The sequence below is a fragment of the Streptomyces aurantiogriseus genome (assembly GCF_014649375.1).
Lineage (GTDB): Bacteria > Actinomycetota > Actinomycetes > Streptomycetales > Streptomycetaceae > Streptomyces > Streptomyces aurantiogriseus.
Map to the genome: position 1 here is coordinate 112106 of NZ_BMSX01000012.1, position 24625 is coordinate 136730.

Here is a 24625-nt window from a genome sequence, read left to right on the forward strand (position 1 = left end):
GGTGAGGCTCCGCCCGGCTCAGTAACGCTCTGCCGTCCCGAGGTACTGCTCCACGAACGCGGCGGCGGCGACCGGCGAGGTGAACAGGCGGCGCAGCCGGGCGAGCGTGGTCCCGGCACGGAACGGGTCGCCGGCGGCCGTCCCGTGGTAGACCTCCGAGAGCCACTGCGAGAACTCCTGGTAGTCCCACACCCGCCGCAGACACGCCTCCGAGTAGCCGTCCAGACCGCTGCCGTCGCCCTCCGTCAGATGTGCGACCAGCGCGTCGCCGAGCAGGAAGGCGTCGTGCAGCGCGAGGTTCATGCCCTTCGCGGCGATGGGCGCGACCAGATGGGCCGCGTCACCGGCCAGGAACAGCCGACCGTACGTCATCGGCTCGACCACGTAGTCGTGCATGTCCAGCACGCGCTTCTCGATCAGCTTGCCCTCGGTGAGCGGCGGGACGCCGGCGGCCCCGAGGCGTTCGTGGAGTTCGGCCCACACGCGCTCGTGGGGCCAGTTCTCCGGGTCGTCGCCGGGCGGGCACTGGAGGTAGTAGCGGGTGACCTCGGGGCTCCGGGGCATGTGCCCGGCGAACCCGCGCGGATGGATGCCGAACAGCACGCAGTCCGAGGACGGCGGCGCCTCGGCGAGCAGTGCCAGCCAGCCGATGCCGTAGTCGTGCCGGGCGATCCGCGCCCGCTGCGGCACCAACGCGGCCCGGCTGACTCCGCGCGCCCCGTCCGCGCCGACGACGAAGTCGCAGTGCAGCACCCGGCGTCGCCCCGTCTCGGGGCAGGTGTACGACACCGAGGGTCGGTCCGTGTCGAGGTCGTGCAGCTCGACGTCCCGCACCGCGAAGCGGGCGTCCCCGCCGCGCACGTCGACGTACTCGCGCACGAGGTCCGTCACCAGCAACGGCTGCGGGTAGACGAAGTGGTGACGCCCCGTCAGCTCGCCGTAGGGGAGGCGGTGGCGCTCGCCGCCGAAGCGGAACTCGCAGGCGGTGTGCAGCTCGGCGCGCTCCAACAGGGTCGTGGCCAGGCCCCGTTGCTGAAGACCGCGCACGGCCCACTCCTCGATGACCCCGGCGCGGGGCCGGTGTTCGATGAACGCGCGGGTCTCCGTCTCCAGCACCACGCAGTCGATGTGCGCGGCGCGCAGGACGGCGCCGACCGTGAGCCCGGCGGGGCCGGCGCCCACGACCACGACCGGAAAGTGCTGTGGGGAGAGGGCGTCGGTGTGGGGGGAGGCGGCGGTCACCCGCACATTATGGGTGCCCTCGTCAGGGGTGTCAGTGGGCCGGCGCGTCCATCACCGCGACGTCCTCGATGCTCCGCTCGATGTCCTCGGCGCGGGACGCGGACGCCTTCGCCCAGTAGTAGACCGCCAGCGAGAACGCGGCGACGACCAGCATGTCCCACCACAGGCCCAGATGCCCCTGCCCGCCGAAACCGCCCTGCCAGGAGATCAGCCCGAGCCCCAGCAGATACACCGGCAGCCATCGCGCGGCCTTCCAGTCCAGCCGGGGCGCGCTCGGGAGTCCGGCGGTGACCGCGTACCAGGCGTACCCGCCCAGCAGCACGTACCCGATCACGATGGCCACCCCGAGCCGCCACAGCGTGTCCCAGCCGGCCCAGTAGATGATGAGGTTGGCCACCACGAACGACAACGGCGAGAGGACCGCGCCGCCGGACAGCCGGTAGGGGCGCTCGCGATGCGGCAGCCGGTCCGCGAACACGCCGTACGCCAGCGGGGCGCCCGCGTACATCAGCACGCTCGCCGAGGTGATGAAGCCGACCAGCTCCTGCCAGCTGGGGAACGGCAGGAAGCAGACCACGCCGGTCACGAACGAGAGGATCAGCCCGAACCACGGCACGCCCCGCCGGTCGGTACGGGTGAACACCTTCGGGGCGTAGCCGTTGCGCGCGAGTCCGAAGGAGACCCGGGAGGTCGCGGTCGTGTAGATCAGACCGGTGCCGCCCGGGGAGATCACCGCGTCGACGTAGAGCACCACGCTCAGCCAGCCGAGGCCCACCAGGGTCGCCAGGCCCGCCCAGGGGCCGCTGATGCCCTCGAAGTGCAACTTCGCCCAGCCGTCGGCGAAGGCGGTGTGCGGGAGGGCGGCGATGAACACCACCTGGAGCAGGACGTAGACGACCGCGCCGATGGCGACCGAACCGAGGGTCGCCCGCGGCAGGTCCCGCTGCGGATCGCGGCTCTCGCCCGCGAGCTGGATCGCCTGCTCGAAGCCCAGCAGGGCGAAGATGATGCCGCTCGAACTGATCGCGCTCAGCACACCCTTGGCGCCGAACGGGGCGAACCCTTCCGAGGTGAAGTTGCCCGGATGGAAGTGGCCGGCCGCGATGACGAAGATGGCGAGCAGCGGTACCGCGATCTTCCACCAGGTGGCCGCGCTGTTGGTGTGCGCGAGTGCCCGGACGCCGAGGAAGTTCACGGCCACGAACACCGCCATCAGCAGGACGGCGACCGCGAATCCGGTCCCGGTCAGTGTGCCGTCGGTGTGCTGGAAACCGTGCGCCCAGCTCCAGTGCCCGGCATAGCCGATCATGGCCTCGACCTCGATCGGCGCGACGGTCGCCGCCTGCAGCCAGGAGAACCAGCCGAAGGACATTCCGGCCAGCCCGCCGAACGCGTAGTGCGGATAGCGGGCGGTGCCGCCCGCGACCGGGAACATGCCGCCCAGCTCCGCGTGGACCAGGGCGAGGAGCACGATCGCCACCGCCCCGACGACCCACGACACGATCGCGGCGGGACCGGCCACCACGACCGCCTTCTCCGCGCCGTACAGCCAGCCCGAACCGATGATGGAGCCGACCGACGCCCACATCAGCCCGATCAGTCCGACGTCCCGTCGCAGGCCGCCCGGGTTACCCGTGACCTGTGGAATTCGGTCGACGCTTACCATTTCTTAAGGGGCCTCTCATGAAATTCACGCGACCGTCGTATGACGTGTCGCAGAGGCCTCAGATTAGGAATCGGTAATCGTCGAACTGAAGAGCGCGGGAAGAACTTTGACCAGTGTGCGGGTGTTTCCTGGACAACCCTTCAGCGGCTGCTGAGATATTCGAAAGAACGCGGAAATACTGCTGCGGATTCAGCGCAGGCGGGGAATCTCGATCGCCGGGCAGCGGTCCATCACCATCTCCAGGCCCGCGCCGCGCGTGCGGTCGTAGGCGGCCTCGTCCACGACGCCGAGCTGGAACCACACCGCCTTCGCGCCCTTGGCGACCGCCTCGTCGGCGACGGCTCCCGCGAGGTCGCCGTTGACGAACACGTCGACCACGTCGACCTCGAAGGGGATGTCCGCGAGGGAGGCGTAGCCCTGCTCCCCGTGCACCGTCTCCGCCTTCGGGTGGACGGGCACGACCCGCTTGCCGAAGCGCTGCAGCACCTCGGCGACGCCGTACGCCGCGCGCCGCGAGTTCGTCGACAGGCCCACCACCGCCCAGGTGTCGCCGAGTTCCGTGAGGATCTTGCGGACCGTTGCCTCGTCGCCGTACACCGGCGCCTCCTCTGACTGACGGGAAGGGTGCTCACCCGCTCAACAGCGTACGAGCGGTCATGATTCCGCGCCGTCGGACTGCGGACGGCCCTCCGGCCGCCTACGCTCGCCCACGTGCTGCGCATCATCGACGCCCGAACCGGCGAACCCGTCGCCGCCGCCCCCGTCCGCCGTGGCCTGACCCGGGTCGAGGCCCACGCCTCGGGGTACGGCGCGGGCACGCTCCGTGTCCTTCTCGTCGCCGACCTGCTCGTCCGCGTCCTGGAGCTCGGCGGTACGCCCGTCCTGGCCCTGCTCACCGGCGAGAGTCAGCAGCCGGAACTGCGGAGCGCCGGGACCACCCTCGGCATCCGGCCCTTCGAGGACGGATGGGACTTCCGCGCCGGAATCGGCGAGGCTCAGGCCCTGCACGTGGTGAGGGAGGGCGACGCAGAACCCGAAGGGGTCCGGATCGCCGTGGCACCGGTACTCCCCGCGGCTCCCGCGGCTCCCGCGGAGCCGGCCGCCGACCCCGCCGTCCTCCGCCTCGCCCTGCTCTCCCGTCACCACCGCGACCCCGTCCCGCTCGACGCGGACGCCCTGCGCGAGGCCCACGACACGCTCGTCCGCTGGCGCCGCGCCGTCGCCGGCTGGGCGCGAAGGCCCTCCCGGCCGGTCCCCGACGAGGTGCGCGGCCGGCTCCGCACCGCCTGGGAGGACGACCTGGACCTGCCCGCGGTGCTGAACGTGCTGCGGTCCGTGGAGGAGGCGGGGCCGGAGCTGCCGGACGGCGCCCGCTTCGAGACATACGCCTACGCCGACCGTCTCCTCGGCCTCGAACTCACCCGTGACCTGGGAGCCCCGGCGTGAGCGCGCGCACCGGCGCCGGACCGCTGCGGCGGCTGGTCGTGCTGCGGCACGCGAAGTCGGCCTGGCCGGACGGCGTCCCCGACCACGAACGGCCGCTCGCCCCGCGCGGCCTGCGGGACGCGCCCGCCGCGGGCCGCGCGCTCGCCGAGGCCGACTGCCTCCCCGACCTCGCCCTGTGCTCCACCGCTGTCCGCGCCCGCCTGACCTGGGAGCTGGCCTGCGCCCAGTGGGGCACCCCGCCCCCGGTCCGGCACGAGCCCCGGCTGTACGCGGCCTACTCGCACGAGCTGCTGGACGTCGTACGGGAGACACCTCCAGAGGTCGAGACCCTGCTGCTGGTCGGGCACAACCCCGGCCTCCAGGAGCTGATCCTGGACCTGGCCGGGGACGACCTCGACGACGCCCTGGACGGGGTGCGGGTGAAGTTCCCGACGTCCGCCATCGCGGTCCTGGCCTGGCACGGCCCCAGCTGGCGGGACCTGGCCCCGGGCACGGCCCTCCTCACCTGGACGGCGGTGCCGCGGGGGAAGAAGGGCGGCTGAGCCGGCCGGCGCGCACCACCGTCCGCGCATCCCGCGTCGGCGACCCCGGCGCCGGCGCATAGGCTGGCCGGATGCAGGACGAGTACCGCACAGTCGCCCACGCGGGCGTACACGAGACCGAGGTCAACCGCTCCCGCTTCCTGTGCGCCCTCGCCCCGGCGGCCACGGAACAGGAGGCCCAGGACTTCGTCGCGGCCGTCCGCAAGGAGCATGCCGACGCCACCCACAACTGCTGGGCCTACGTCATCGGCGCCGACGCCTCCGTCCAGAAGGCCAGCGACGACGGCGAACCCGGCGGCACCGCGGGCGTCCCCATGCTCCAGATGCTGCTGCGCCGCGACATGCGCTACGTCGTCGCCGTCGTCACCCGCTACTACGGCGGCGTCAAGCTCGGCGCGGGCGGCCTCATCCGCGCGTACGGCGGCGCTGTCGGCGAGGCCCTCGACGCCCTCGGCACCCTCACGCGCCGCCGCTTCCGCCTGGCCACCGTGACGGTCGACCACCAGCGGGCCGGCAAGGTGCAGAACGACCTGCGTGCCACCGGCCGCGAGGTGCGTGACGTGCGCTACGGCGAGGCGGTCACGATCGAGATCGGGCTGCCGGACGCCGACGTGGAGACCTTCCGCGCCTGGCTCGCGGACGCGACGGCGGGGACGGCGGGCTTCGAGGTGGGCGGGGAGGCGTACGGGGACGCGTGACGGGGGGTTCTGCCGGGCGGGCGACTGGGGATCGGGAGGGCTCGCGGCGGGGGATGTTGTGGTGAATTGTCCGTGACCTCCCTGTGCTGCATTCGGCCTGACGGTGCGGTACGGGAGTAACCGCCCGTGATGTCAGACCCGCCCGTTAGTCTCGGGGATCATGAGGCTTCTGCACACTTCCGACTGGCATCTCGGCCGGGCGTTCCACCGGGTGAACATGCTCGGTGCCCAGGCCGAGTTCATCGGCCATCTCTGCGCCACCGTGCGTGAGCGCGAGGTGGACGCGGTGGTCGTGTCGGGCGATGTGTACGACCGGGCGGTGCCGCCGCTGGCCGCCGTCGAGCTGTTCGACGACGCCCTGCACCGGCTCGCCGAGCTGGGCGTGCCGACAGTGATGATCTCCGGGAACCACGACTCCGCGCGGCGGCTCGGCGTGGGCGCCGGGCTGATCGGACGCGCCGGCATCCATCTGCAGACCGACCCCTCGGCGGCCGGGATGCCCGTGATGCTCGCCGACGCCCACGGTGACGTCGCCTTCTACGGCCTGCCCTACCTCGAACCCGCCCTGGTGAAGGACGAGTTCGGCGCGGAGAAGGCGGGCCACGAGACGGTGCTCGCCGCCGCCATGCACCGCGTCCGCGCCGACCTCGCCACCCGCGCGCGGGGCACGCGCTCCGTCGTCCTGGCCCACGCCTTCGTCACCGGCGGCGAGCCCAGCGACAGCGAGCGGGACATCACCGTCGGCGGGGTCGCCTCCGTGCCCGCCGGTGTCTTCGACGGCGTGGACTACGTGGCGCTCGGGCATCTGCACGGCTGTCAGACCATCACCGAGCGCGTGCGCTACTCAGGCTCCCCGCTGCCGTACTCCTTCTCGGAGGCCGAGCACCGCAAGACCATGTGGCTGGTCGACCTCGGGGCCGACGGCTCGCTCGCCGCCGAGCGGATCGACTGCCCGGTACCGCGCGCGCTGGCCCGCATCCGGGGCACGCTGGATGAGCTGCTCGCCGAGCCCGGGCTCGCGCGGTACGAGGAGGCGTGGGTCGAGGCCACGCTCACCGACGCCGTGCGCCCGGCCGACCCCATGGCCCGGCTCACCGAGCGCTTCCCGCACACGCTGAGCCTGGTCTTCGCCCCCGAGCGCGCGCCGGACGACCCCGACGTGTCGTACGCCCGGCGACTGGCCGGCCGCAGCGACCAGGAGATCGCCGAGGACTTCGTGGCGCATGTGCGCGGGGCGGGACCCGACGCGCTGGAGCGGGGTGTGCTGCGGGACGCGTTCGACGCCGTGCGCGCGGACGACGCCGTGCGGGAGGTGGCCCGATGAGGCTGCACCGGCTCGGCCTCACCGCCTTCGGCCCCTTCGGCGCCTCCCAGAGCGTCGACTTCGACGAGCTGTCCGCCGCCGGGCTCTTCCTGCTGCACGGGCCGACGGGCGCCGGCAAGACCTCCGTCCTGGACGCCGTGTGCTACGCGCTGTACGGCTCCGTCCCGGGCGCCCGGCAGAGCGCCCAGGGACTGACCCTGCGCAGCGACCACGCCGCCCCCGGCACGCGCACCGAGGTCACCCTCGAACTCACCGTCGCCGGACGCCGGTTGGAGGTCACCCGCCAGCCGCCCTGGGAGCGCCCCAAGAAACGCGGCACCGGCACCACCGTCGAGAAGGCCCAGAGCTGGCTGCGCGAGTACGACGCCGTGGCCGAGGCCTGGAAGGACCTCAGCCGCTCCCACCAGGAGATCGGCGAGGAGATCACCCAGCTGCTGGGCATGAGCCGCGAGCAGTTCTGCCAGGTCGTGCTGCTGCCCCAGGGCGACTTCGCCCGCTTCCTGCGCGCCGACGCCGAGGCGCGCGGCCGGCTGCTCGGCCGCCTCTTCGACACCCAGCGGTTCGCCGAGGTCGAGAAGCGGCTCGCCGAGCGGCGGCGTACGGCCGAGGCACGCGTGCGTGAGGGCGACGCCGCGCTGCTCGCCGACGCGCACCGCATGCAGCAGGCCGCCGGCGACGCCATGGAGCTGCCCGAGCTGGCACCGGGCGAGCCGGGCCTGGCCGAGACCGTGCTGACCGCCGCGGCCGTCGCCCGCAGCACCGCGCGCGAGCAGCTGGCGATCGCCGAGTGCGGCTGCCTCGCCGCCGAGTCCGCCCGGGCCGCCGCCGAGCGCGCCCTGTCCGACGTACGGGAACTGGCGAGGTTGCAGCGGCGGTTCGCTGAGGCGCGGGAGCGGGCCCGGGTGCTCGAGGAGCGGGCCGGGGCGCATCGGGAGGCGCAGGCGCGGATGGAGCGGGCGCGCAAGGCGGAGGTGGTGGCGCCGGCGCTGGAGCTGCGGGAGGCCGCCGAGGCCGAGCACCGCAGGGCGGCCGCCGCCGAGACACACGCGCGTGCGCTGTTGCCGCAGCGGTTCGCAGAGGCCGATGCCGCCGGTCTCGCCGCCGCCGCGCGCCGGGCCGCGGAGGAGCTGGGCGGGCTGGAGTCGGCCCGCCGCGGTGAACGCCGGCTGGCCGAACTGCTCGCGGAGCGTGCCGGCCTGGACCGGCAGGAGCGCGCCGACGAGGACGTACTGGCGGAGACCGAGGGCTGGTTCGCGGAGTGGGACGCCACCCGCGCGGGACTCCAGGCCCGTATCGAGTCCGCCCAGGAGGCCGCCACCCGCGCCGAACAGCTCGCCGTGCAACGCGAGCCCGCCCGGCGCCGGTTGACGGCGGCCCGGCTGCGCGACCAGCTGGCCCGCGACACCGAGGACGCCCAGCAGCGGGTCCTCGCCTCGGGCGAGCGGGCGCTGGAGGCCCGTACGCACTGGCTGGACCTCAAGGAGCAGCGCCTCGACGGCATCGCCGCCGAACTGGCCGCCACACTGAAGGACGGCGAGCCCTGCGCCGTCTGCGGCGCCACCGACCACCCCGCCCCCGCCCGCAAGGTCGCCGGACACGTCGACCGCGAGGCCGAGGAGCGGGCCCTCGCCGCCTACCAGAGCGCGGAGCGGAAACGGGCGGATGCCGAGCGGGACCTCGGTCTCGTCCGGGAGGCGCTCGCCGCCGCCACCGCCGAGGCCGGCGACGGGCCGACGGACCGGCTCGCCGCCGAGGCCGACGAGCTGGAGCGGACCTGCACCCAGGCCCGTCGGGACGCCTCCGCGCTGCATCCCGCCCGCGAGGAGCTGCGCCGCGCCGAGCAGGAGCACGAGCGGCGGACGGCCGCGCAGCGCGAGGCCCAGGTCCGGGCAGCGTCCCGCGTGGGCCACCGGGAGCGGCTGGAGCGTGAGCGGGCCGCGCTGGAGGAGGAGCTGACGCAGGCCCGCGGCGCGTCGGAGAGCGTGGCCGCGCGGGCCGCACAGCTGGAGCGGCAGACCACCCTGCTCACCGACGCGGCCGACGCCGCCCGCGCCGCCGAGGAGAGCGCCGAACGTCTCAAGGCCGCCGACGGACGCCTCGACGAGGCCGCCTTCCGGGCCGGCTTCGACACCCCCCAGGCCGCCGCCGACGCCCTCCTCGACGATGCCGCCCACCGCGAGCTGCAACGACGCCTGGACGCCTGGCAGGCCGAGGAGGCCGCCGTACGGGCCGTCCTCGCCGAGTCCGACACCGTGGCCGCGGCTCAGCAGCCGTCCGCCGACCTCGCGGCGGCCGAGGAGGCCGCCGACCGGGCGGCCGAACGGCTGCGCCGGGCCACCTCCGCCCAGGACGCGGCCGCCCGCCGCTGCGCCGAACTCGACCGCCTCTCCGCGCGCGCGGCCGACGGCGTACGGCGGCTCGCGCCGCTGCGCGAGGAGTACGACCGGGTGGCCCGCCTGGCCGGCCTCACCGCGGGCACCTCGGCCGACAACGAACGCAAGATGCGCCTGGAGTCGTACGTCCTGGCCGCCCGCCTGGAACAGGTGGCCGCCGCCGCGACCGTCCGTCTGCAGCGCATGTCCTCCGGGCGGTACACCCTCGTCCACTCCGACGACCGGAGCGGACGCGGCCGCAGCGGGCTCGGACTGCACGTCGTCGACGCCTGGACCGGGCGGGAGCGGGACACGGCCACGTTGTCGGGCGGCGAGACCTTCTTCGCCTCACTCGCCCTCGCCCTGGGCCTCGCCGACGTCGTCACCGACGAGGCGGGCGGGGTCCGGCTGGACACGCTCTTCATCGACGAGGGGTTCGGCAGCCTCGACGACCAGACGCTGGACGAGGTCCTCGACGTCCTGGACTCCCTGCGCGAGCGCGACCGCAGCGTCGGCATCGTCAGTCATGTGGCCGATCTGCGGCGGCGGATCCACGCGCAGCTGGAGGTCGTGAAGGGCAGATCGGGGTCGGTGGTGCGGCAGCGGGGCTACCGGCCCAGTGGGCGCCGGGGGAGTGGTGAGGAGTAGACGACGCTCGTCGTGACCGACCCCAGTGCGCCGATCTTGCCCGACACCTCCTCCAGGTGCCGCATCGAACGGGCGGCGACCTTGATCACGAAGCAGTCGTCGCCCGTGACATGGTGCGCCTCCAGGATCTCCGGCGTCACGGCCACCAGGTCGTGGAACGGCTTGTAGTTGCCGTTGGGATAGCGCAGCCGCACGAACGCCAGGATCGGCAGCCCCAGCCGCTCGGGGTCCACGACGGCCGCGTACCCCTGGATGACACCCGCCTCCTCCAGCCGCCGCACCCGCTCGGTCACGGCGCTCGCCGACATCGACACGGCCCGCGCCAGGTCGGCGAAGCTGGCCCGGCCCTCACGCTGGAGGACCTCGAGGATGCGCCAGTCGGTGGCGTCCGGGGAATACGCGGTCATGTCCGAGGGATAGCAGGGGAATCCCCGGCGGAGCAAGATCCAGGCCGTGGAATTCCCCTTCAGGGAGCGGATCAACGACCGTAGATTTCTGGTCATCGGGAAACAGCCGGACCCCGGTCGCAACAGCCACGGAAAGGCCCAGCCATGACCGCCACCCCCGCCACCGCGGTGAACCCCGTCCTGCGCGTCGCCCCCGCCGCCCCGGCCGAGGCCGCCGCCTACTTCCGGGCGAGCCTCGTCTTCCACGCCGACGTCTCCGACGTGGCCGCGGCGCTCGCGGCCGGCGGCGACCCCGGCTTCGTCGTCCTGGACTCCCGCTCCACCGAGGCCTGGGACCAGGGCCACATCCCCGGCGCGATCCACCTGCCCACCGCGCTCATCCCCGAGCAGGCCGAGCAGCTCCTCGACAAGGACGTGCCGGTCGTGACGTACTGCTGGGGCCCCGGCTGCAACGGCGCCACCCGCGCCGCCCTCGCCCTCGCCGAACTCGGCTACCGGGTCAAGGAGATGCTCGGCGGCTTCGAGTACTGGGCGCGCGAGGGCTTCGCGTACGAGACCTGGGAGGGCCGCGAGCGGCGCGCGGCCGACCCGCTGACCGCCCCCGTGGACGCCGAGAACTGCGGCTGCTGACAGCCAGGTCGCCCCATCAGTCCCGCACGACCTCCGGCACGGGACGCAGGAAGCGGTGGTCCGCCGCCCCGAACTCCCCCTCGGGGCGGGCCGCGCGCAGCACCACGTCGAGCGCGGCGTCCGCGTCGCACGCGTAATGCCCGCTGGCCCAGGCGGCGTTGGCCTCCACCACCGCCCACCCGGAACCGTCCACCAGACCGACGTCCACGACGACGGCGCTCGGCAGCCCCGTCCCGGCCAGCCGCTCGGCGAACCCCAGCACCTCGCCGCGGCGCGGGTCCTCCGCCAGCGGGGCGACATCGAGGTCACCCCGGGTCGCGTACCGGCTGCCGGTGCGCACCTCACCGTCCAGCACGAACAGCCGGTACTCCACGGCGAACGTCACGATGTCGCTCACCAGCACCGGTTCCCCGCCCTCGACCGCGTCCGGCCCCGGCAGCCCGCTGCCGTCCGGGTAGACCCGGGCCGGGAAGCTCTTGTCGTTCGGCGGCTTCACGAACGCCGGGCGCCGCAGCAGGCGCGCCTCCTCGATCGTGGTGAACTCCACGTTCCGCAGGGTGAGTTCGTACGGCAGCCGGGCCAGCCAGTCCTCCGGTGCCTCCAGCAGCCCGACCCCCAGTTCCCGCGCGACCGCGTCCGCGAACAGCGGACCGGCGTACAGCGAGGCCCCCGCCGCGCGGCGCCACTGCTCGGGCACCCGCCAGTCGCGCAGCGTCTCCACGTGCGCCCCGCGCCGCCGGGCCGCGTCCGCGAGGGCGTGGCCGGTCGCGGTGACGCGCGGGGAGAGAAAGAGTGTTCGGGTGGTCATGGCAGACGAGGGTGGCGCACGGGCGGGCCCGGACGACAGTGAATTTCCGGGGCCCGCCCCACGCGCGGATCAGAGCCGCGCCAGCTCGTCCACCAGGTCGTCGAGCCCCAGCGACCCCTGCGAGAGGGCCGCCATGTGCCAGGACTTCAGGTCGAAGGCGTCGCCGTGCCGCTTGCGGGCCTTCTCGCGGCCCAGCAGCCAGGCCCGTTCACCGAGCTTGTAGCCGATGGCCTGGCCGGGGATGGTCAGGTAGCGGGTCAGTTCGCTCTCCACGTAGTCCGCCGGACGGCTGCTGTGCGCGTTGAAGAACTCCTCGGCCAGCTCCGGAGTCCAGCGCTCGCCCGGGTGGAACGGCGAGTCCGCCGGGATCTCGAGCTCCAGATGCATGCCGATGTCGACGATGACCCGGACCGCGCGCATCATCTGCGCGTCCAGGTAGCCGAGCCGCTGCTCCGCGTCCGTGAGGAAGCCCAGCTCGTCCATCAGGCGCTCCGCGTACAGTGCCCACCCCTCGGCGTTGGCGCTGACGATGCCGACGGTGGCCTGGTAGCGGGAGAGGTTCTCGGCCACGTGCACCCACTGCGCGAGCTGGAGGTGATGGCCGGGGACACCCTCGTGGTACCAGGTGGAGACGAGGTCGTAGACCGGGAAGCGGGTCTCGCCCATCGTCGGCAGCCAGGTGCGGCCCGGCCGCGAGAAGTCCTCCGACGGGGGCGAGTAGTACGGTGCCGCCGCGCCGCCGGGCGGCGCGATGCGCGACTCCACCTTCCGTACCCGCTCGGCGAGTTCGAAGTGGGTGCCGTCCAGGGCGTCGATCGCCTGGTCCATCAGGCCCTGCAGCCAGTCGCGGACCTCCTCGACGCCCTCGATGTGCTTGCCGTGCTGGTCGAGGTGCGCGAGCGCCACCCACGGCGTCTCGGCGCCCGGCAGGATCTTCTCGGCCTCCTGCCTCATCTCGGCGAGGAGGCGGTGGTACTCGGCCCAGCCGTACGCGTACGCCTCGTCCAGGTCGAGGTCGGTGCCGTTGAAGTAGCGCGACCAGCGGGCGTAGCGCTCCCGGCCGACGGTGTTCGGGGCGCCCTCGAGGGTCGGCGCGTACACGTCCCGCATCCAGTCCCGCAGCTCGACGACCGCCGCGGTCGCCGCCCGGGCCGCCTCGTCCAGCTCCGTGCGCAGCGCCTCGGGCCCCTCGGCGGCGAAGTCCTCGAACCAGCCGCGGCCCGAGCCGTCCGTCTCCGCCCACTCGGTGAGCTGCCCGACGAAGGTGGCGGTCGGCCGCGGCGCCGCGTACAGCTTGCGCTCCAGGCCGAGCGCCAGGGACTCCCGGTAGCCGGCCAGCGCCGTCGGCACCGCGCGCAGCCGTTCGGCGATCGCCGCCCAGTCCTCGTCGGTCTCCGTCGGCGTCACGGTGAACACCTCGCGCACCGTGTGCGCCGGCGTGGCCAGATTGCCGACCGCGCGCAGGCCCTCCTCGGCGTCGTGCACGGCGAGTTCGGCGGTGAGGCGCTCGCGCAGCAGGCGCGCGCACCGGCGCTCGATGTCACTTTCCGCGCCGGGCCGTCGCTCCGCCTCGTCCAGCTTCGCCAAGGTGTCCCGCGCGAGCTGCGCGAGCGCCTCCTGGCCCGCCGGTGAGAGGTCGGGCAGGCGGCTCGAACTCTCCTTCACGCCGAGGTAGGTACCGGTGACCGGGTCGAGGGCGACGAGCTCGTCGACGTAGGCGTCGGCGACCTCGCGGGGCAGCGGGTTCTTGGTCTGTGACATGCGCACCATCCTGTACGAGGCGGTGCCGCACGTCACGGCGTTTGTGGCGAAGTGGCCGACGGCAGCAGTGGTCCGCAGTCCCACTGCTGGAAGATCAGCCGTGTCTCCACCCGGGCCACCTCCCGCCGTGCCGTGAACTCGTCCAGGACCAGCCGCTGAAGATCGGCCATGTCCGCCACCGCGACATGCACCAGGTAGTCGTCGGGCCCGGTGAGGTGGAAGACGGTCAGCGCCTCCGGCAACGCCCGGATCCGCTCCACGAACGGCCCCACCAGCTCCCGCCGATGCGGCCTGACCTGCACGGACAGCAGCGCCTGCAGACCCCGGCCCAGTTTGGCCGGATCGAGCTGCAGCCGATGCCCGAGGATCACCCCGGACCGGCGCAGCCGTGTCACCCGGTCCAGGCACGTGGACGGCGCGAGCCCGACCTGCGCCGCGAGATCGCGGTAGGTGATCCGGGCGTCGTTCTGCAGCAGCCGCAGCAGCTGGAGATCCACCGGGTCCAGTACGACGGATTCGGTCATTCGCCGAACGTAGCACGGACCTCTCCCCGACTCACCCGTTCGGTGTTCACCCTGCGGTCCATGGACTCAGCCTCAGCGAGCACGCACGCGTATGACGACGTACGCACGTCTGGAGCGCCCCGCGCACTGGCCACCGAGGCCGTGCACGCCGGGCGGGACGACCTGGCCCGGCAGGGCCTGCACGCCCCGCCGATCGACCTGTCCACCACCTATCCCTCGTACGACAGCCGCGCCGAGGCCGCCCGCATCGACGCGTTCGCCACGACCGGCACCGAACCGGAGGGACCGCCCGTCTACGGGCGGCTGGGCAATCCGACGGTCGCCCGCTTCGAGACCGCCCTGGCCCGTCTGGAGGGCACCGAGAGCGCGGTCGCGTTCGCCAGCGGCATGGCCGCGCTGAGCGCGGTGCTGCTGGCACGGGCTTCCATGGGCCTGCGGCACGTCGTGGCCGTCCGCCCGCTCTACGGCTGCAGCGACCACCTGCTGACCGCCGGACTGCTCGGCTCCGAGGTCACGTGGACCGACCCCGCCGGGATCGCCGACGCGCTGCGCCCCGACACCGGCCTGGTCATGGTCGAGTCCCCGGCCAATCCGACCCTCGCCGAGGTCGACGTGCGCGCGGTCGCCCACGCCTGCGGCTCCGTCCCGCTGCTCGTCGACAACACCTTCGCCACGCCCGTCCTCCAGCGCCCGGCGCAGCAGGGGGCCCGGCTGGTGCTGCACAGCGCCACCAAGTACCTAGGCGGACACGGGGACGTGCTGGCCGGTGTGGTGGCCTGCGACGAGGAGTTCGCCGGACGGCTGCGGCAGATACGGTTCGCCACCGGCGGGGTGCTGCATCCGCTGGCCGGCTATCTGCTGCTGCGGGGCCTGTCGACGCTGCCGGTGCGGGTGCGGGCCGCCTCCGCGAACGCCGCCGAACTGGCCCGCCGGCTGGCCGCCGACCCGCGCGTCGCCCGTGTCCACTACCCCCGCATCGGCGGCGCGATGATCGCCTTCGAGGTCCACGGCGACCCGCACGAGGTGATCGCGGGCGTCCGCCTGATCACCCCCGCCGTGAGCCTCGGCAGCGTCGACACGCTCATCCAGCACCCGGCGTCCATCAGCCACCGCATCGTGGACGCGGAGGAACGGCGGGGCGCCGGGGTGAGCGACCGGCTGCTGCGGCTGTCGGTGGGACTGGAGGACGTCGAGGATCTCTGGGGGGATCTGGACGGGGCCCTCGGCGCGGGAGAAACGGTTCCCCTGTCCGGGCGGGGAGCTGCCACCGTATGAAGCGGGGACCTGTGACCGTATGAGGCGACGGCCTGCCACCATGTGAGGCGACGGCCTGCCACCGTATGACGCGACGGCCTGCCTCCGTATGACGCGACGGCCTGCCCCGTATGAGGCGACAGCCTGCCTCCGTATGACGCGACGGCCTGTCACCGTACGAAACGACGGCCCGGCGGTGTGACACCGCCGGGCCGTCCGGTGTGCGCGGATCAGTCCCGAGCGATGCGCTCGCCGTCCCCACCCGGTGCCACTCGCGCCCCCGCCTTCTCGAGGCGGGCGGTGATGACGAGGGTGCCCTCCTCGATCTGGTAGTCGAGGGGCAGACCCAGGCCGCGCATGGCGGCGACCATGCCGGTGTTGGAGGACTGCGTCACCGCGTACACGCTCTCGCAGTCCGCCTCGACGGCCAGCGCGACCAGCCGGCCGAGCAGTTCGGCGCCGATGCCGCGCCGCTGCCACTCGTCCTCGACGAGCAGCGCCACCTCCGTCTCGTCGCCGTCCCACAGCAGGTGCCCGAGGCCGACGATGCGCCCGGAGGGGGCCTGCACGGCGAGGGTGCGGCCGAAGCGCGGGCTGAGCAGGTGGTTGAGGTAGCGGTCGGCGTCGCCGACCGGCCCGTGGTAGCGCATGCCGAGCGTGCGCGCCGAGCACCGCTCGTGCATGGCCTTCGCCGCCTCCAGGTCACCGGTGTCGGCCCGGCGCACGGTGATGGCGTTGCCCTCGGGCAGCGTCAGCACGTCCTGCCCGGCCGGGACCCGCGGGCCCAGCCGGGCGTCCAGCTCCACCAGCGCCCGTGCCCGCGCGAACTCGGTCGGTGTGAACGGCAGATACGGCCGCTCCACGGTGATCACTCCGCCTTCCGGCGCCCGCAGGCGCATCATGGTGTCCTCCAGGACCCCTTCCACCGGCACGGCCTCCGGCCCACGTCCGCCGCCCTTCGTGGCGGCGGGCAGGGAGCGGATCGTGCACCGGCCCAGCAACTGCCGTAGCGCGAGTGGCAGTTCGGCCGCGTCCAGCGCCGTACGGGTGGCCAGGCCCAGGACCCGGGTCGGGGCGTCCACCAGATCGTGGGCGTCGGCCCGCTCGATCCAGGTGCCCGCGCCGCCGGCCCGCGCCACGGCCCGGGTGATGTCGGCCGCCGCGAGCGCGCCCGGGGCCCGCAGCAGGAACTCGTCCACCGTGTCCTCACCCAGTGGATGTGTCTGCAGGCTGAGGATGTCGACCCGGTGGTCGGCCAGCGCCGTGCACAGCGCGGCCAGCGACCCCGGCGCGTCCCTCACCGTCGTCCGCATCCGCCACAGGGCGCTCTGCGCGGCGACGCCGGCGGGGAGTTCGGACGGCCCGGCCTGCCCCTCGCGGGAGGGCGGCCGGGCATCGGTATCACTCGTGGGCGGTGCGTGGCCGTGGCGCCGTGACCACCAGACGTGGAATCCCGCGGTGGCGATCAGGCCGGCCGCGGAGACGGCCAGCAGTCCGGGGCCGTCGGGGCCGTGCCCCACGAGGTTCGCGACCACGTCGGCCACCGCGACCGCCGTGAAGAGGGCGGCGAGCTCCACCACGTCCCGCCGCCAGTGGTGCACCGGGCGCCCGTGTTTACGGCGCGTCACATCAGACATGTCTCGAGTCATGCAGCCACTGTGAAGGAACGGTGTTGCGTGATCACGAACGCTTTGTGACTGATGGGTAAAGCATGCATTTGACCGTTTTGTTCACTCTTCTACGGCTACGGGGCCGTGGTTCGGTACGGCTGCGAAGCCGCAGGTCGTGCAGGGGCCGCACCGCGCACCGGGAGATGACGCCGGTGCGCGGAGCACCCTTCGAGGGTACGGGAGTTACTGGCCGACCCGGCCCGGCTGGAGCACCTGGGTGAACAGCACCGTGCCGTCCTGCTCACGCAGCCGCACCGTCAGCTCCCCGCTGTCGTCGTCGATGTCGACCTCGCCGAAGAACTGGTAGCCGCCCGCCGGGGAAACGTTGGCCGTGGTCGGCGCCTTGACGAAGACGCGGTCCGGGCCGAAGGTGCGGTCCAGCGTGTTCGCCGGGAACGCGCCCGCGTTGAGCGGTCCGGAGACGAACTCCCAGAACGGCGCGAAGTCCTTGAACGCGGCCCGTGACGGGTCGTAGTGCTGGGCCGAGGTGTGGTGGACGTCGGCCGTCAGCCACACCGTGCCGGTGATCCGCCGGTGCTTGATGAACCGCAGCAGTTCGGCGATCTGCAGCTCACGGCCGAGCGGCGCGCCGGGATCGCCCTGCGCGACCGCCTCGAGGTTCGGCTTCCCGTCGCCGGTGTCCGGCACGACCAGGCCCAGCGGCATGTCGGAGGCGATCACCTTCCACACCGCCCGGGAGCGGGCCAGCTCGCGCTTGAGCCACTCCAGCTGCTCACGGCCGAGGATGCCCTGCGGGTCGGTGGTCTGGTCGTCGGGCGAGTTCGCGTTGCGATACGTCCGCATGTCCAGGACGAAGACGTCGAGGAGCGGGCCGTGATGAACGGTCCGGTACACCCGGCCGTCGGGGCGGCGCAGGGTCGAGATCGGGAAGTACTCCGAGAAGGCCTGACGGGCGCGTGCGGCCAGGACGTCGATGTTCTTCTCCGTGTAACGGCTGTCGGCGAAGATCTCGCCGGGGAACCAGTTGTTGGTCACCTCGTGGTCGTCCCACTGGATGATGGAGGGGACCTGCGCGTTGAACCGCTTCAGGTTCTCGTCGATCAGGTTGTAACGGAAGTTGCCGCGGAACTCGGCCAGGGTCTCGGCGACCTTCGACTTCTCCTCGGTGGTGATGTTCCGCCAGGTGCTGCCGTCGGGCAGGGTGACCGACGCCGAGAGCGGGCCGTCGGCGTAGATGTTGTCACCGCTGCAGAGGAAGAAGTCCGGGTCCAGCGCGGCCATCGCGTTGTAGATCTGGTAACCGCCGAAGTCGGGGTTGATGCCCCAGCCCTGACCGGCCAGGTCGCCCGACCACACGAAGCGCACGCCGGAACGCCGCCGGACCGAGGCCGTACGGAACGTGCCGGTGACCGGCTCGCCGGTGCGGCGCGGGTCGTCCGGGTCGGCGAGCAGCACCCGGTAGTGGATCTGCTCGCCCGGCGGCAGCCCCCGCAGCCCTGTCGTGCCGGTGAAGTCCGTGTCCGGGCCGAGCAGCGGACCGTGCCATCTGCGCGGATTGCGGAACGACTCGGTGGCCGACGTCTCGACGATCATCCGGGCCGGCCGGTCGGAGCGCACCCACACCAGCCCGGAGTCGGAGGTCACGTCCCCCGTCTGCACGCCCCAGCCCGCCTTGGGACGTCCGGACAGGGCGAAGGCCGGCGCCGCGCCGAGACCGGTCGGCAGGGTCAGGGCCGCCGACGCGGCCAACGAGCCGCGCAGGACGCTGCGGCGCCCGGGGAGCGGACGAAGTGACATGGAAGGGCCTCCTGTGACGCGAACCGGCCGGTGTGCACAGCCACAACTACTGGTACGCCGCAGCGCACACGGAAACCTCAAGTGAACAACTGGGCGAGTGAGGAGGGGAGAAGGACGCGCAGGGGCTGGGCGGATCGGGGGACGGGGCCAGGAGCGGGCCGACGGGGCGTCGAGGCAGGCACGTAGCCCGACCCCGGCGCTGCTCTCCTCCGTCGTCGCCGGCATGCCGTCGCGGAACCGCCGCGGGGTGGGCGCACCGGAGGGCGAGGCGAGCGGCGTCGCCGTCGAGGCGCGGACGTGCGGGTCTTGCCCGGGCGGCTGTCCGGGGCGGTATACGGCGGAGCGCTGCGGCGCGCGGCGGCCGGCTCTGAGGCCCGTCCCCCTGCCGCCACCGCGTGCACCGTGTCCCTCCCAGCCCGGCCGGAACGCCGGACGCCCTCAAGGCCGGAGTCGCCTTGGCGGAAAAAGGGGAGTCGCTGCCTCCTCAGCGGCTCCCGTCCAGAAGCACCCGCGCCACCAGCGCCGGGTCGTCGTTCATCGGGCAGTGGCCGCAGCCGGGCAGGCGGACCAGGCGGGCCCGGGGGATGATCTGCTTGGCGCGGACGCCCTGACGGCGTACCAGGAGCCAGTCCCGGGTGCCCCAGGCCACGGTGACCGGGATTCCGGGGATGTCGTCGGTGAACTTGACGGTCGTACCGGCCCGCAGGGTCTGGTCGAAGCCGGTCGCCTGGGCCAGCGCGAGCGTCTCGGCGACCACGGCCTCGGGGGAACGGCGGCCCGGGCGGGCGTAGATGGTGCTGGTCAGGGCCGTGCGGCCGGCCGCCGTGCGCGACAGGCGCTCGACCAGGGGCAGCGGCAGCCGCTGGGAGATCTGACGCATGGTGAGCAGGACGCCGAAGGCGTACCGCCGCTCGGCCTCCGACCAGAACCCGGCCGGGGACAGGGCGGTGACGGACCGTACGTGCTTCTCGCGGCCGAGTTCCAGGGCCAGCAGCCCGCCCAGCGAGTTGCCGGCGACATGGGGCCGTTCGAGCTCCAGTGCCTCGCAGAAGGCGCCGAACACCGAGGTCGTCGTGGGCAGGTCGTAGGCGAGCCCGTCGGGCAGGGCCGGGGACGCGCCGAAGCCGGGGAGGTCCACGGCGATCACGTCCCGCTCGGTGGCGAGGATGTCCACCACGGGGTCCCAGGCCTGGCGGTGGTGCCCGATGCCGTGCAGCAGGAGCAGCGGCTCGCCGCGCCCCGCGCGCGCGTAGGAGACGGTGACGGGCTGCGGGCCACGGGGGGTGGGGACCGTGAAGGAGACGGTGGCGGACATGGGGGTGCTCCTCGTCTGTACGGGCTGACGGGCTGACGGGGTCCGGGCGACCGGCCGACGCCGCGTAGACAGCTTGTCAGCAATTGCTACCCGCGGGTAGCCCCTGTTCGCGCGCCGTCTGGACACCGGCAGAGGTGTCGGATGGGATGGCACCGTGACCACAGACACCGCGACCGACGTCTTCGAAGACCACCGCCCGCTCCTGCTGGGCGTCGCCTACCGCATGCTAGGGCGCGTCGCCGACGCGGAGGACGTGGTGCAGGACGCCTGGCTGCGCTGGTCGGCGGCCGACCGCGCCGACGTGCGGGAACCCCGCGCCTACTTGGTCCGCATCACCACCCGCCTCGCCCTCGACCGCCTCGCCCGCGTCAAGGCCCGCAACGAGGCGTACGTCGGCCCCTGGCTGCCCGAACCGTACGTCACCCACTTCGGCGACACCGTCCAGGACAGCGCCGAGCAGGCCGTACTGGCCGACTCCGTCTCCCTCGCCGTCCTCGTCGTCCTGGAGTCGCTGTCCCCGCTGGAGCGCGCGGTGTTCGTCCTGCGCGAGGCCTTCGGCTACCCGTACGCCGAGATCGCCACCGTCCTCGACCGGGCGGAGCCCGCGGTGCGCCAACTGGCCGGCCGCGCCCGCCGGCACGTCGAGGAGCGGCGCCCCCGCTACGAGGTCGACCCCGTCCAGCGTCGTGAGCTCACCGAGCGGTTCCTCGCCGCCGCGGCGGAGGGCGACCTGGAGGGCCTGATGGCGCTGCTCGCTCCGGACGCCCGTCTCGTCGGCGACAGCGGCGGCAAGGCGAAGGCGCCGCTGCGGGTCCTGGAGAGCGCCGACCATGTGGGCCGGTTCCTCGTCGGGGCGGCCCGCAAGAGCGTCCCGGACCTGTCCTTCCGCTTCCTGGAGGTCAACGGCGGCCTCGCCTTGCTGGCCCTGTCCGGGGACAAACCGGACGCCGTCTTCCAGCTCGACGTGGCCGAGGGCCGCGTCCAGGCCGTCTATGTCATTCGCAATCCCGACAAGCTGCGCACGCTGACCGCGTAGCGCCAACTCCGGTACCGCGGCCCCCGTTTCACGACGGGGGCTTTGCCGTCATGTCGGGAAAACGGTCTCTTACGAACGCTTCGTGAACGCTTTTCTGTCCGGTGTCCCTCGGCGCCGCGAGGGTTCGAGGATTGGTCTTGACCAAGGGTGGGGGCCGTCCTATCGTCGCAGAGAAGTACAACAACCTTTAATAAACAAGGGCGCGAAAACGCCGCCGGACCACGGCGATTGCGGAGGACAGGGTGGGGACCACGCAACTGGAATCGGTGCCGGAACCGAAGTACTGGCATCTCAAGACCGTGCTCAGTGAGGCACTCGACTCGGAGTTCACCGTGGGCGAGATCCTGCCCAACGAGCGTGAACTGGCCGCCCGTTTCGGTGTCGCACGCGCCACGCTCCGTCAGGCCCTGGAGCAGCTCGAACTGGAGGGGCGGCTGCAGCGCCGTCGCGGCGTCGGCACCACCGTCGCGCCGCCCCGCGTGGGCGTCGACGTGGGCACGGAGCGCAGGACCTGGCCGGGCGCCAGTGGTGACACGTGGCAGCTCGTCGACTGCACGGTGGACGCCCCGCCGGCGGCCGTCGCCGACGCCCTGGGCATCGACCGCGACGAGCCCGTGCACATCGTGCGCCGCTCGCGGGTGTCCCACGGCCGGCCCGTCGCCGCCGAGCTCCTCTACGTCCCGCAGTCGTCGGTGCCCGACCTGACCGCGATCGACGCCCCGTCCGGTACGGCACGCGCGCGTGCGGTGCTGCGCGAGCTGCAGCACCTGGCCCTGGAGGGGCAGGACCGTGCCGTGGAGCTGGGCTCGGCCCGCGCGGACGACGCGAAGGAACTCGACCGGCTGCCCGGTGCCCCGGTGCTCGTCGTCACGACCCGCTTCTTCGCCGAGGGCCGCACCGCTGCGCTCTCCGTCGCCACCTACCGCGCGGACACCTGCCGGCTGACGTTCGGCGCGTCGGGCGGTGTCGAGATCCACCACGGTCAGGAGCGCCAGGCGTCCTGAGGCTCACCGGCCGGCTCAGCGATCCGTGGCGAACCGGTGGCAGGCCGTCACGTGCACGCCCGGCGTCCAGGCGACGTCGGGCACCCTCCTCAGTGAGGTCGCGATACCTCACCGACCAGCCTCAGGAGGGACGTGCCCCGAGGGCTGACGGCTCCCGCCATTGAGCACCAGGGCACGAAGGCGATGGGCTCACCTCCCTGAGCAGCACCAGGGATCACCAGCCCGATCAGCGACGCTCCTGAACGGTCTGCACCCAGCCACCGAGGCCGCGACCGAGCGCGCATGTCCGCCGCGCCCCGGAACTTCTCCACTTCTCCGGGGCGCGGCGCGTTTCACGGACGCCCCACCGCCGAGCGCCCCGTCACCGTCGTCTCCACCGCGAAGAGTTGCTCCTCGACATGGTCGAGAGCCAGCCGCAACGCCCCCGTCGCCACGGCCGCCTCGCCGAGCAGTGACAGCGCCACCTTCGGCGGCCGCAGACAGTACCGCTCCAACTCCCGCCGCAGCGGCTCCAGTACGCCGTCCAGCCCGGCCGCCCAGCCGCCGACCACCACCAGCTCGGGGTCGAGGGCCAGCACCAGCGCGGCCACGTCGTGGACGAGCCGCTGGAGGAAGCGGTCCACGGCCGCCCGGGCCCGCTGGTCACCTTCGCGCGCCTGCGCGAACACGTCGGCGACCGCCTGCTCGTCCAGCGGATGCAGTGGCTCGTCCGTCGTGGACAGCAGCGTCTCGGGGGTCACCTCCCGGCCCAGCAGGTGCAGCGCGCCGATCTCCCCGGCGGCCCCGCCGTACCCGCGGTGCAGCCGGCCGCCGATCAGCGAACCGGCGCCGGGGCTCAGCCCCGCCAGCACGAACACGACGTCGTCGGACTCCGTGGCCGACCCCTTCCAGTGCTCGGCCACGGCCGCCGCGTTGGCGTCGTTCTCGACCAGCACCGGGCACTTGAAGGAGCGGCTCAGCCGCTCACCCAGCCGCAGCCCCGTCCACTCGGGCAGCGCCGTGCCCAGCCGTACGGTCCCGTCGGCCTCGACGATCCCGGGGGTGCCGACGCCCACGGCCCGCAGCGAGCTGCGCGCGACGCCCGCCCGGCGCAACAGTTCGGCGACCGCGGTACGCAGCCGCTCCAGCCGCTCGTCCGCCGGCGCCGTCTCGTCGACGTCCTTGGCCTGTGCGCCCAGCACCCGCCCGTCCAGGTCGGCGAGGAGCGCGGCCACCCGGTGCGCCCCGATCTCCAGGCCCAGCAGATGACCGGCCTCCGCACGGAACCGGAACCGCCGTGCCGGCCGCCCCTGCCGTCGGGCGACACTCTCGTCGGCTGCCTTCTCGACGACGAGCCCGGCCCCGATGAGATCCTCCACGACCCCCTCTACCGTCGGCCGGGACAGACCGGTCACCCCGGTGATCTCCGTCAGCGTCGCGCAGTCCGCCGCGCGCAGCGCGTGCAGCACCACCGCGGAGTTGATCCTTCGCAGCAGCGAGGGATCCCCGCCGGTCAGCCGTCCCAACGTCCGTCCTCCCAGCTCGTGGGCGTGTGGGGCGGATCGTACTCGGCGCGGCTCAGCCCGGCGAGTGCGGAATGGCCACGAAGGGACTTCCGCTGCCGCCGGGTGCCGTGCGCGGTCGTGTGCCCCTCGCCGGATCGGCATGCCGCTGAGCCCCGGTGAGTGCCGCTGAGTGCCGCTGAGCGCCGCGCTGGGTCGGGCGTCCGGCCCCGGCTCGGCGCGCCGCAGGCGTCGCGCACCGGGGCAGGCCTCCCGCACCGGCTCAGCCCGCCCCCACGAACCCGGACTCGTACGCCGTGATCACCGCCTGCGTGCGGTCCCGCGCCCCCAGCTTCGCCAGCACCGCGCTCACATGCGACTTGACCGTCTCCGCCCCGACGACCAGCTGGGCGGCGATCTCCGCGTTCGACAGCCCGCGCGCCATCAGCCGCAGCACCTCGGCCTCCCGGTCGGTGAGCCGGGCCCGCTCCAGCACGTCCCGCGCCGCGCGGTTCCCCCGCTCCCCGTCGCCGTACTCGGCGGCGAGCCGCCGCACCGACGCCGGGAACAGCAGCGACTCGCCCTCGGCGACCAGCCGCACCGCGTGCACGATCTCGGCGGGCCGGGCCCGCTTCAGCAGAAACCCGTCCGCGCCCGCGCGCAGCGCCTCGTACACGTACTCGTCGTTCTCGAAGGTCGTCACCACGAGGATCTTCGGCGGCTCCGCCACCGTCCGCAGCACCGCCCGCGTGGCCTCGATCCCGTCCATCAACGGCATCCGTACGTCCATGGCGACCACGTCCGGCCGCAGCTGCCGCACCAGCGGAATCACCGCCGCCCCGTCCGCCGCCTCCCCGACGACCTCGATGTCGGGCTGTGCCTCCAACACCGCCCGCAGACCCGCGCGGACCAGGGGTTCGTCGTCGACGAGGAGTACGGTGACCGGCATCCGGCCAGCCTAGGGCCTCCCCGGCGGACCAAGACGCGGGGTCTGGCACGCACCTCTGCCGCGTTGTCGTCGGTTGCCGTCGGTTGCCGA

General features: G+C 73.3%; 21 protein-coding genes. 9 read left to right on the forward strand and 12 right to left on the reverse strand.

Going from position 1 to position 24625, the window contains the following annotated elements:
* Positions 1–18 precede the first annotated feature (18 nt).
* The 3 genes from IE263_RS24840 to IE263_RS24850 form a co-directional block, all read right to left on the reverse strand.
* The gene (locus tag IE263_RS24840) at positions 19–1242 is read right to left on the reverse strand and encodes a 4-hydroxybenzoate 3-monooxygenase (RefSeq protein ID WP_189939969.1); all 1224 of its coding nucleotides are present in this window, start codon (positions 1240–1242) and stop codon (positions 19–21) included.
* 31 nt (positions 1243–1273) lie between these two features.
* The gene (locus tag IE263_RS24845; protein ID WP_189939970.1) at positions 1274–2908 is read right to left on the reverse strand and encodes an APC family permease; all 1635 of its coding nucleotides are present in this window, start codon (positions 2906–2908) and stop codon (positions 1274–1276) included.
* A gap of 189 nt (positions 2909–3097) precedes the next feature.
* Complete coding sequence (locus IE263_RS24850; RefSeq protein ID WP_189939971.1) at positions 3098–3505, reverse strand: CoA-binding protein; 408 nt, start codon at positions 3503–3505, stop codon at positions 3098–3100.
* 114 nt (positions 3506–3619) lie between these two features.
* On the opposite strand from IE263_RS24850, the gene IE263_RS24855 reads away from it, so the two are divergent.
* From IE263_RS24855 to IE263_RS24875, 5 genes are all read left to right on the forward strand, one after another.
* A complete protein-coding gene (locus tag IE263_RS24855; protein WP_189939972.1) occupies positions 3620–4354 on the forward strand; it encodes a hypothetical protein in 735 nt (244 codons plus the stop codon).
* Positions 4351–4896 carry a SixA phosphatase family protein gene (locus tag IE263_RS24860; protein ID WP_189939973.1) on the forward strand — a complete coding sequence of 182 codons (546 nt, stop codon included), beginning with the start codon at positions 4351–4353 and terminating at the stop codon, positions 4894–4896. Before IE263_RS24855 ends, IE263_RS24860 begins: the two co-directional genes overlap by 4 nt.
* A gap of 71 nt (positions 4897–4967) precedes the next feature.
* Positions 4968–5594 (forward strand): YigZ family protein, encoded by a 627-nt coding sequence (locus IE263_RS24865; protein WP_189939974.1) that lies wholly within the window; start codon positions 4968–4970, stop codon positions 5592–5594.
* Positions 5595–5754: 160 nt separating this feature from the next.
* A complete protein-coding gene (locus IE263_RS24870) occupies positions 5755–6918 on the forward strand; it encodes an exonuclease SbcCD subunit D (protein ID WP_189939975.1) in 1164 nt (387 codons plus the stop codon).
* The gene (locus IE263_RS24875; protein WP_189939976.1) at positions 6915–9938 is read left to right on the forward strand and encodes an AAA family ATPase; all 3024 of its coding nucleotides are present in this window, start codon (positions 6915–6917) and stop codon (positions 9936–9938) included. Before IE263_RS24870 ends, IE263_RS24875 begins: the two co-directional genes overlap by 4 nt.
* On the opposite strand, the gene IE263_RS24880 is transcribed toward IE263_RS24875, so the two are convergent.
* Entirely contained in the window at positions 9899–10345 is a 447-nt protein-coding gene (locus IE263_RS24880) for an Lrp/AsnC family transcriptional regulator (RefSeq protein WP_189939977.1), read from the reverse strand. The two genes, IE263_RS24875 and IE263_RS24880, sit on opposite strands and share 40 nt — an antisense overlap.
* A 144-nt stretch (positions 10346–10489) precedes the next feature.
* On the opposite strand from IE263_RS24880, the gene IE263_RS24885 reads away from it, so the two are divergent.
* A complete protein-coding gene (locus IE263_RS24885) occupies positions 10490–10975 on the forward strand; it encodes a rhodanese-like domain-containing protein (protein WP_189939978.1) in 486 nt (161 codons plus the stop codon).
* A 16-nt stretch (positions 10976–10991) separates the two neighbouring features.
* On the opposite strand, the gene IE263_RS24890 is transcribed toward IE263_RS24885, so the two are convergent.
* The 3 genes from IE263_RS24890 to IE263_RS24900 form a co-directional block, all read right to left on the reverse strand.
* Positions 10992–11783: an ATP-grasp domain-containing protein gene (locus tag IE263_RS24890; protein WP_189939979.1), complete on the reverse strand. Its 792-nt coding sequence runs from the start codon at positions 11781–11783 to the stop codon at positions 10992–10994.
* Positions 11784–11852: 69 nt separating this feature from the next.
* The gene (locus tag IE263_RS24895) at positions 11853–13544 is read right to left on the reverse strand and encodes a DUF885 domain-containing protein (RefSeq protein ID WP_189939980.1); all 1692 of its coding nucleotides are present in this window, start codon (positions 13542–13544) and stop codon (positions 11853–11855) included.
* Between the two features lie 32 nt (positions 13545–13576).
* A complete protein-coding gene (locus IE263_RS24900; RefSeq protein ID WP_189939981.1) occupies positions 13577–14068 on the reverse strand; it encodes an Lrp/AsnC family transcriptional regulator in 492 nt (163 codons plus the stop codon).
* Between the two features lie 60 nt (positions 14069–14128).
* Here IE263_RS24900 and IE263_RS24905 point away from each other — a divergent pair, with 60 nt between their 5' ends.
* Entirely contained in the window at positions 14129–15343 is a 1215-nt protein-coding gene (locus IE263_RS24905; RefSeq protein WP_189939982.1) for a trans-sulfuration enzyme family protein, read from the forward strand.
* A gap of 209 nt (positions 15344–15552) precedes the next feature.
* On the opposite strand, the gene IE263_RS24910 is transcribed toward IE263_RS24905, so the two are convergent.
* The 3 genes from IE263_RS24910 to IE263_RS24920 all read right to left on the reverse strand — a co-directional run bounded on the left by IE263_RS24910 (position 15553) and on the right by IE263_RS24920 (position 20065).
* Positions 15553–16923 (reverse strand): GNAT family N-acetyltransferase, encoded by a 1371-nt coding sequence (locus tag IE263_RS24910; RefSeq protein WP_189940147.1) that lies wholly within the window; start codon positions 16921–16923, stop codon positions 15553–15555.
* 252 nt (positions 16924–17175) lie between these two features.
* Entirely contained in the window at positions 17176–18750 is a 1575-nt protein-coding gene (locus IE263_RS24915) for an alkaline phosphatase D family protein (RefSeq protein ID WP_189939983.1), read from the reverse strand.
* 484 nt (positions 18751–19234) lie between these two features.
* On the reverse strand, positions 19235–20065 hold the full coding sequence (locus IE263_RS24920) for an alpha/beta fold hydrolase (RefSeq protein WP_189939984.1): 831 nt from the start codon (positions 20063–20065) through the stop codon (positions 19235–19237).
* 154 nt (positions 20066–20219) lie between these two features.
* Between IE263_RS24920 and IE263_RS24925 the strand changes: the two genes are divergently transcribed.
* Positions 20220–21101, forward strand: a complete 882-nt coding sequence (locus IE263_RS24925) for an RNA polymerase sigma-70 factor (protein WP_189939985.1) — start codon at positions 20220–20222, stop codon at positions 21099–21101.
* Between the two features lie 242 nt (positions 21102–21343).
* Positions 21344–22105: a GntR family transcriptional regulator gene (locus tag IE263_RS24930; protein WP_189939986.1), complete on the forward strand. Its 762-nt coding sequence runs from the start codon at positions 21344–21346 to the stop codon at positions 22103–22105.
* 332 nt (positions 22106–22437) lie between these two features.
* Here IE263_RS24930 and IE263_RS24935 read toward each other — a convergent pair whose 3' ends face one another.
* Positions 22438–23610: an ROK family protein gene (locus IE263_RS24935; RefSeq protein ID WP_189939987.1), complete on the reverse strand. Its 1173-nt coding sequence runs from the start codon at positions 23608–23610 to the stop codon at positions 22438–22440.
* A 259-nt stretch (positions 23611–23869) separates the two neighbouring features.
* The gene (locus tag IE263_RS24940; RefSeq protein WP_189939988.1) at positions 23870–24535 is read right to left on the reverse strand and encodes a response regulator; all 666 of its coding nucleotides are present in this window, start codon (positions 24533–24535) and stop codon (positions 23870–23872) included.
* Positions 24536–24625: the final 90 nt, after the last annotated feature.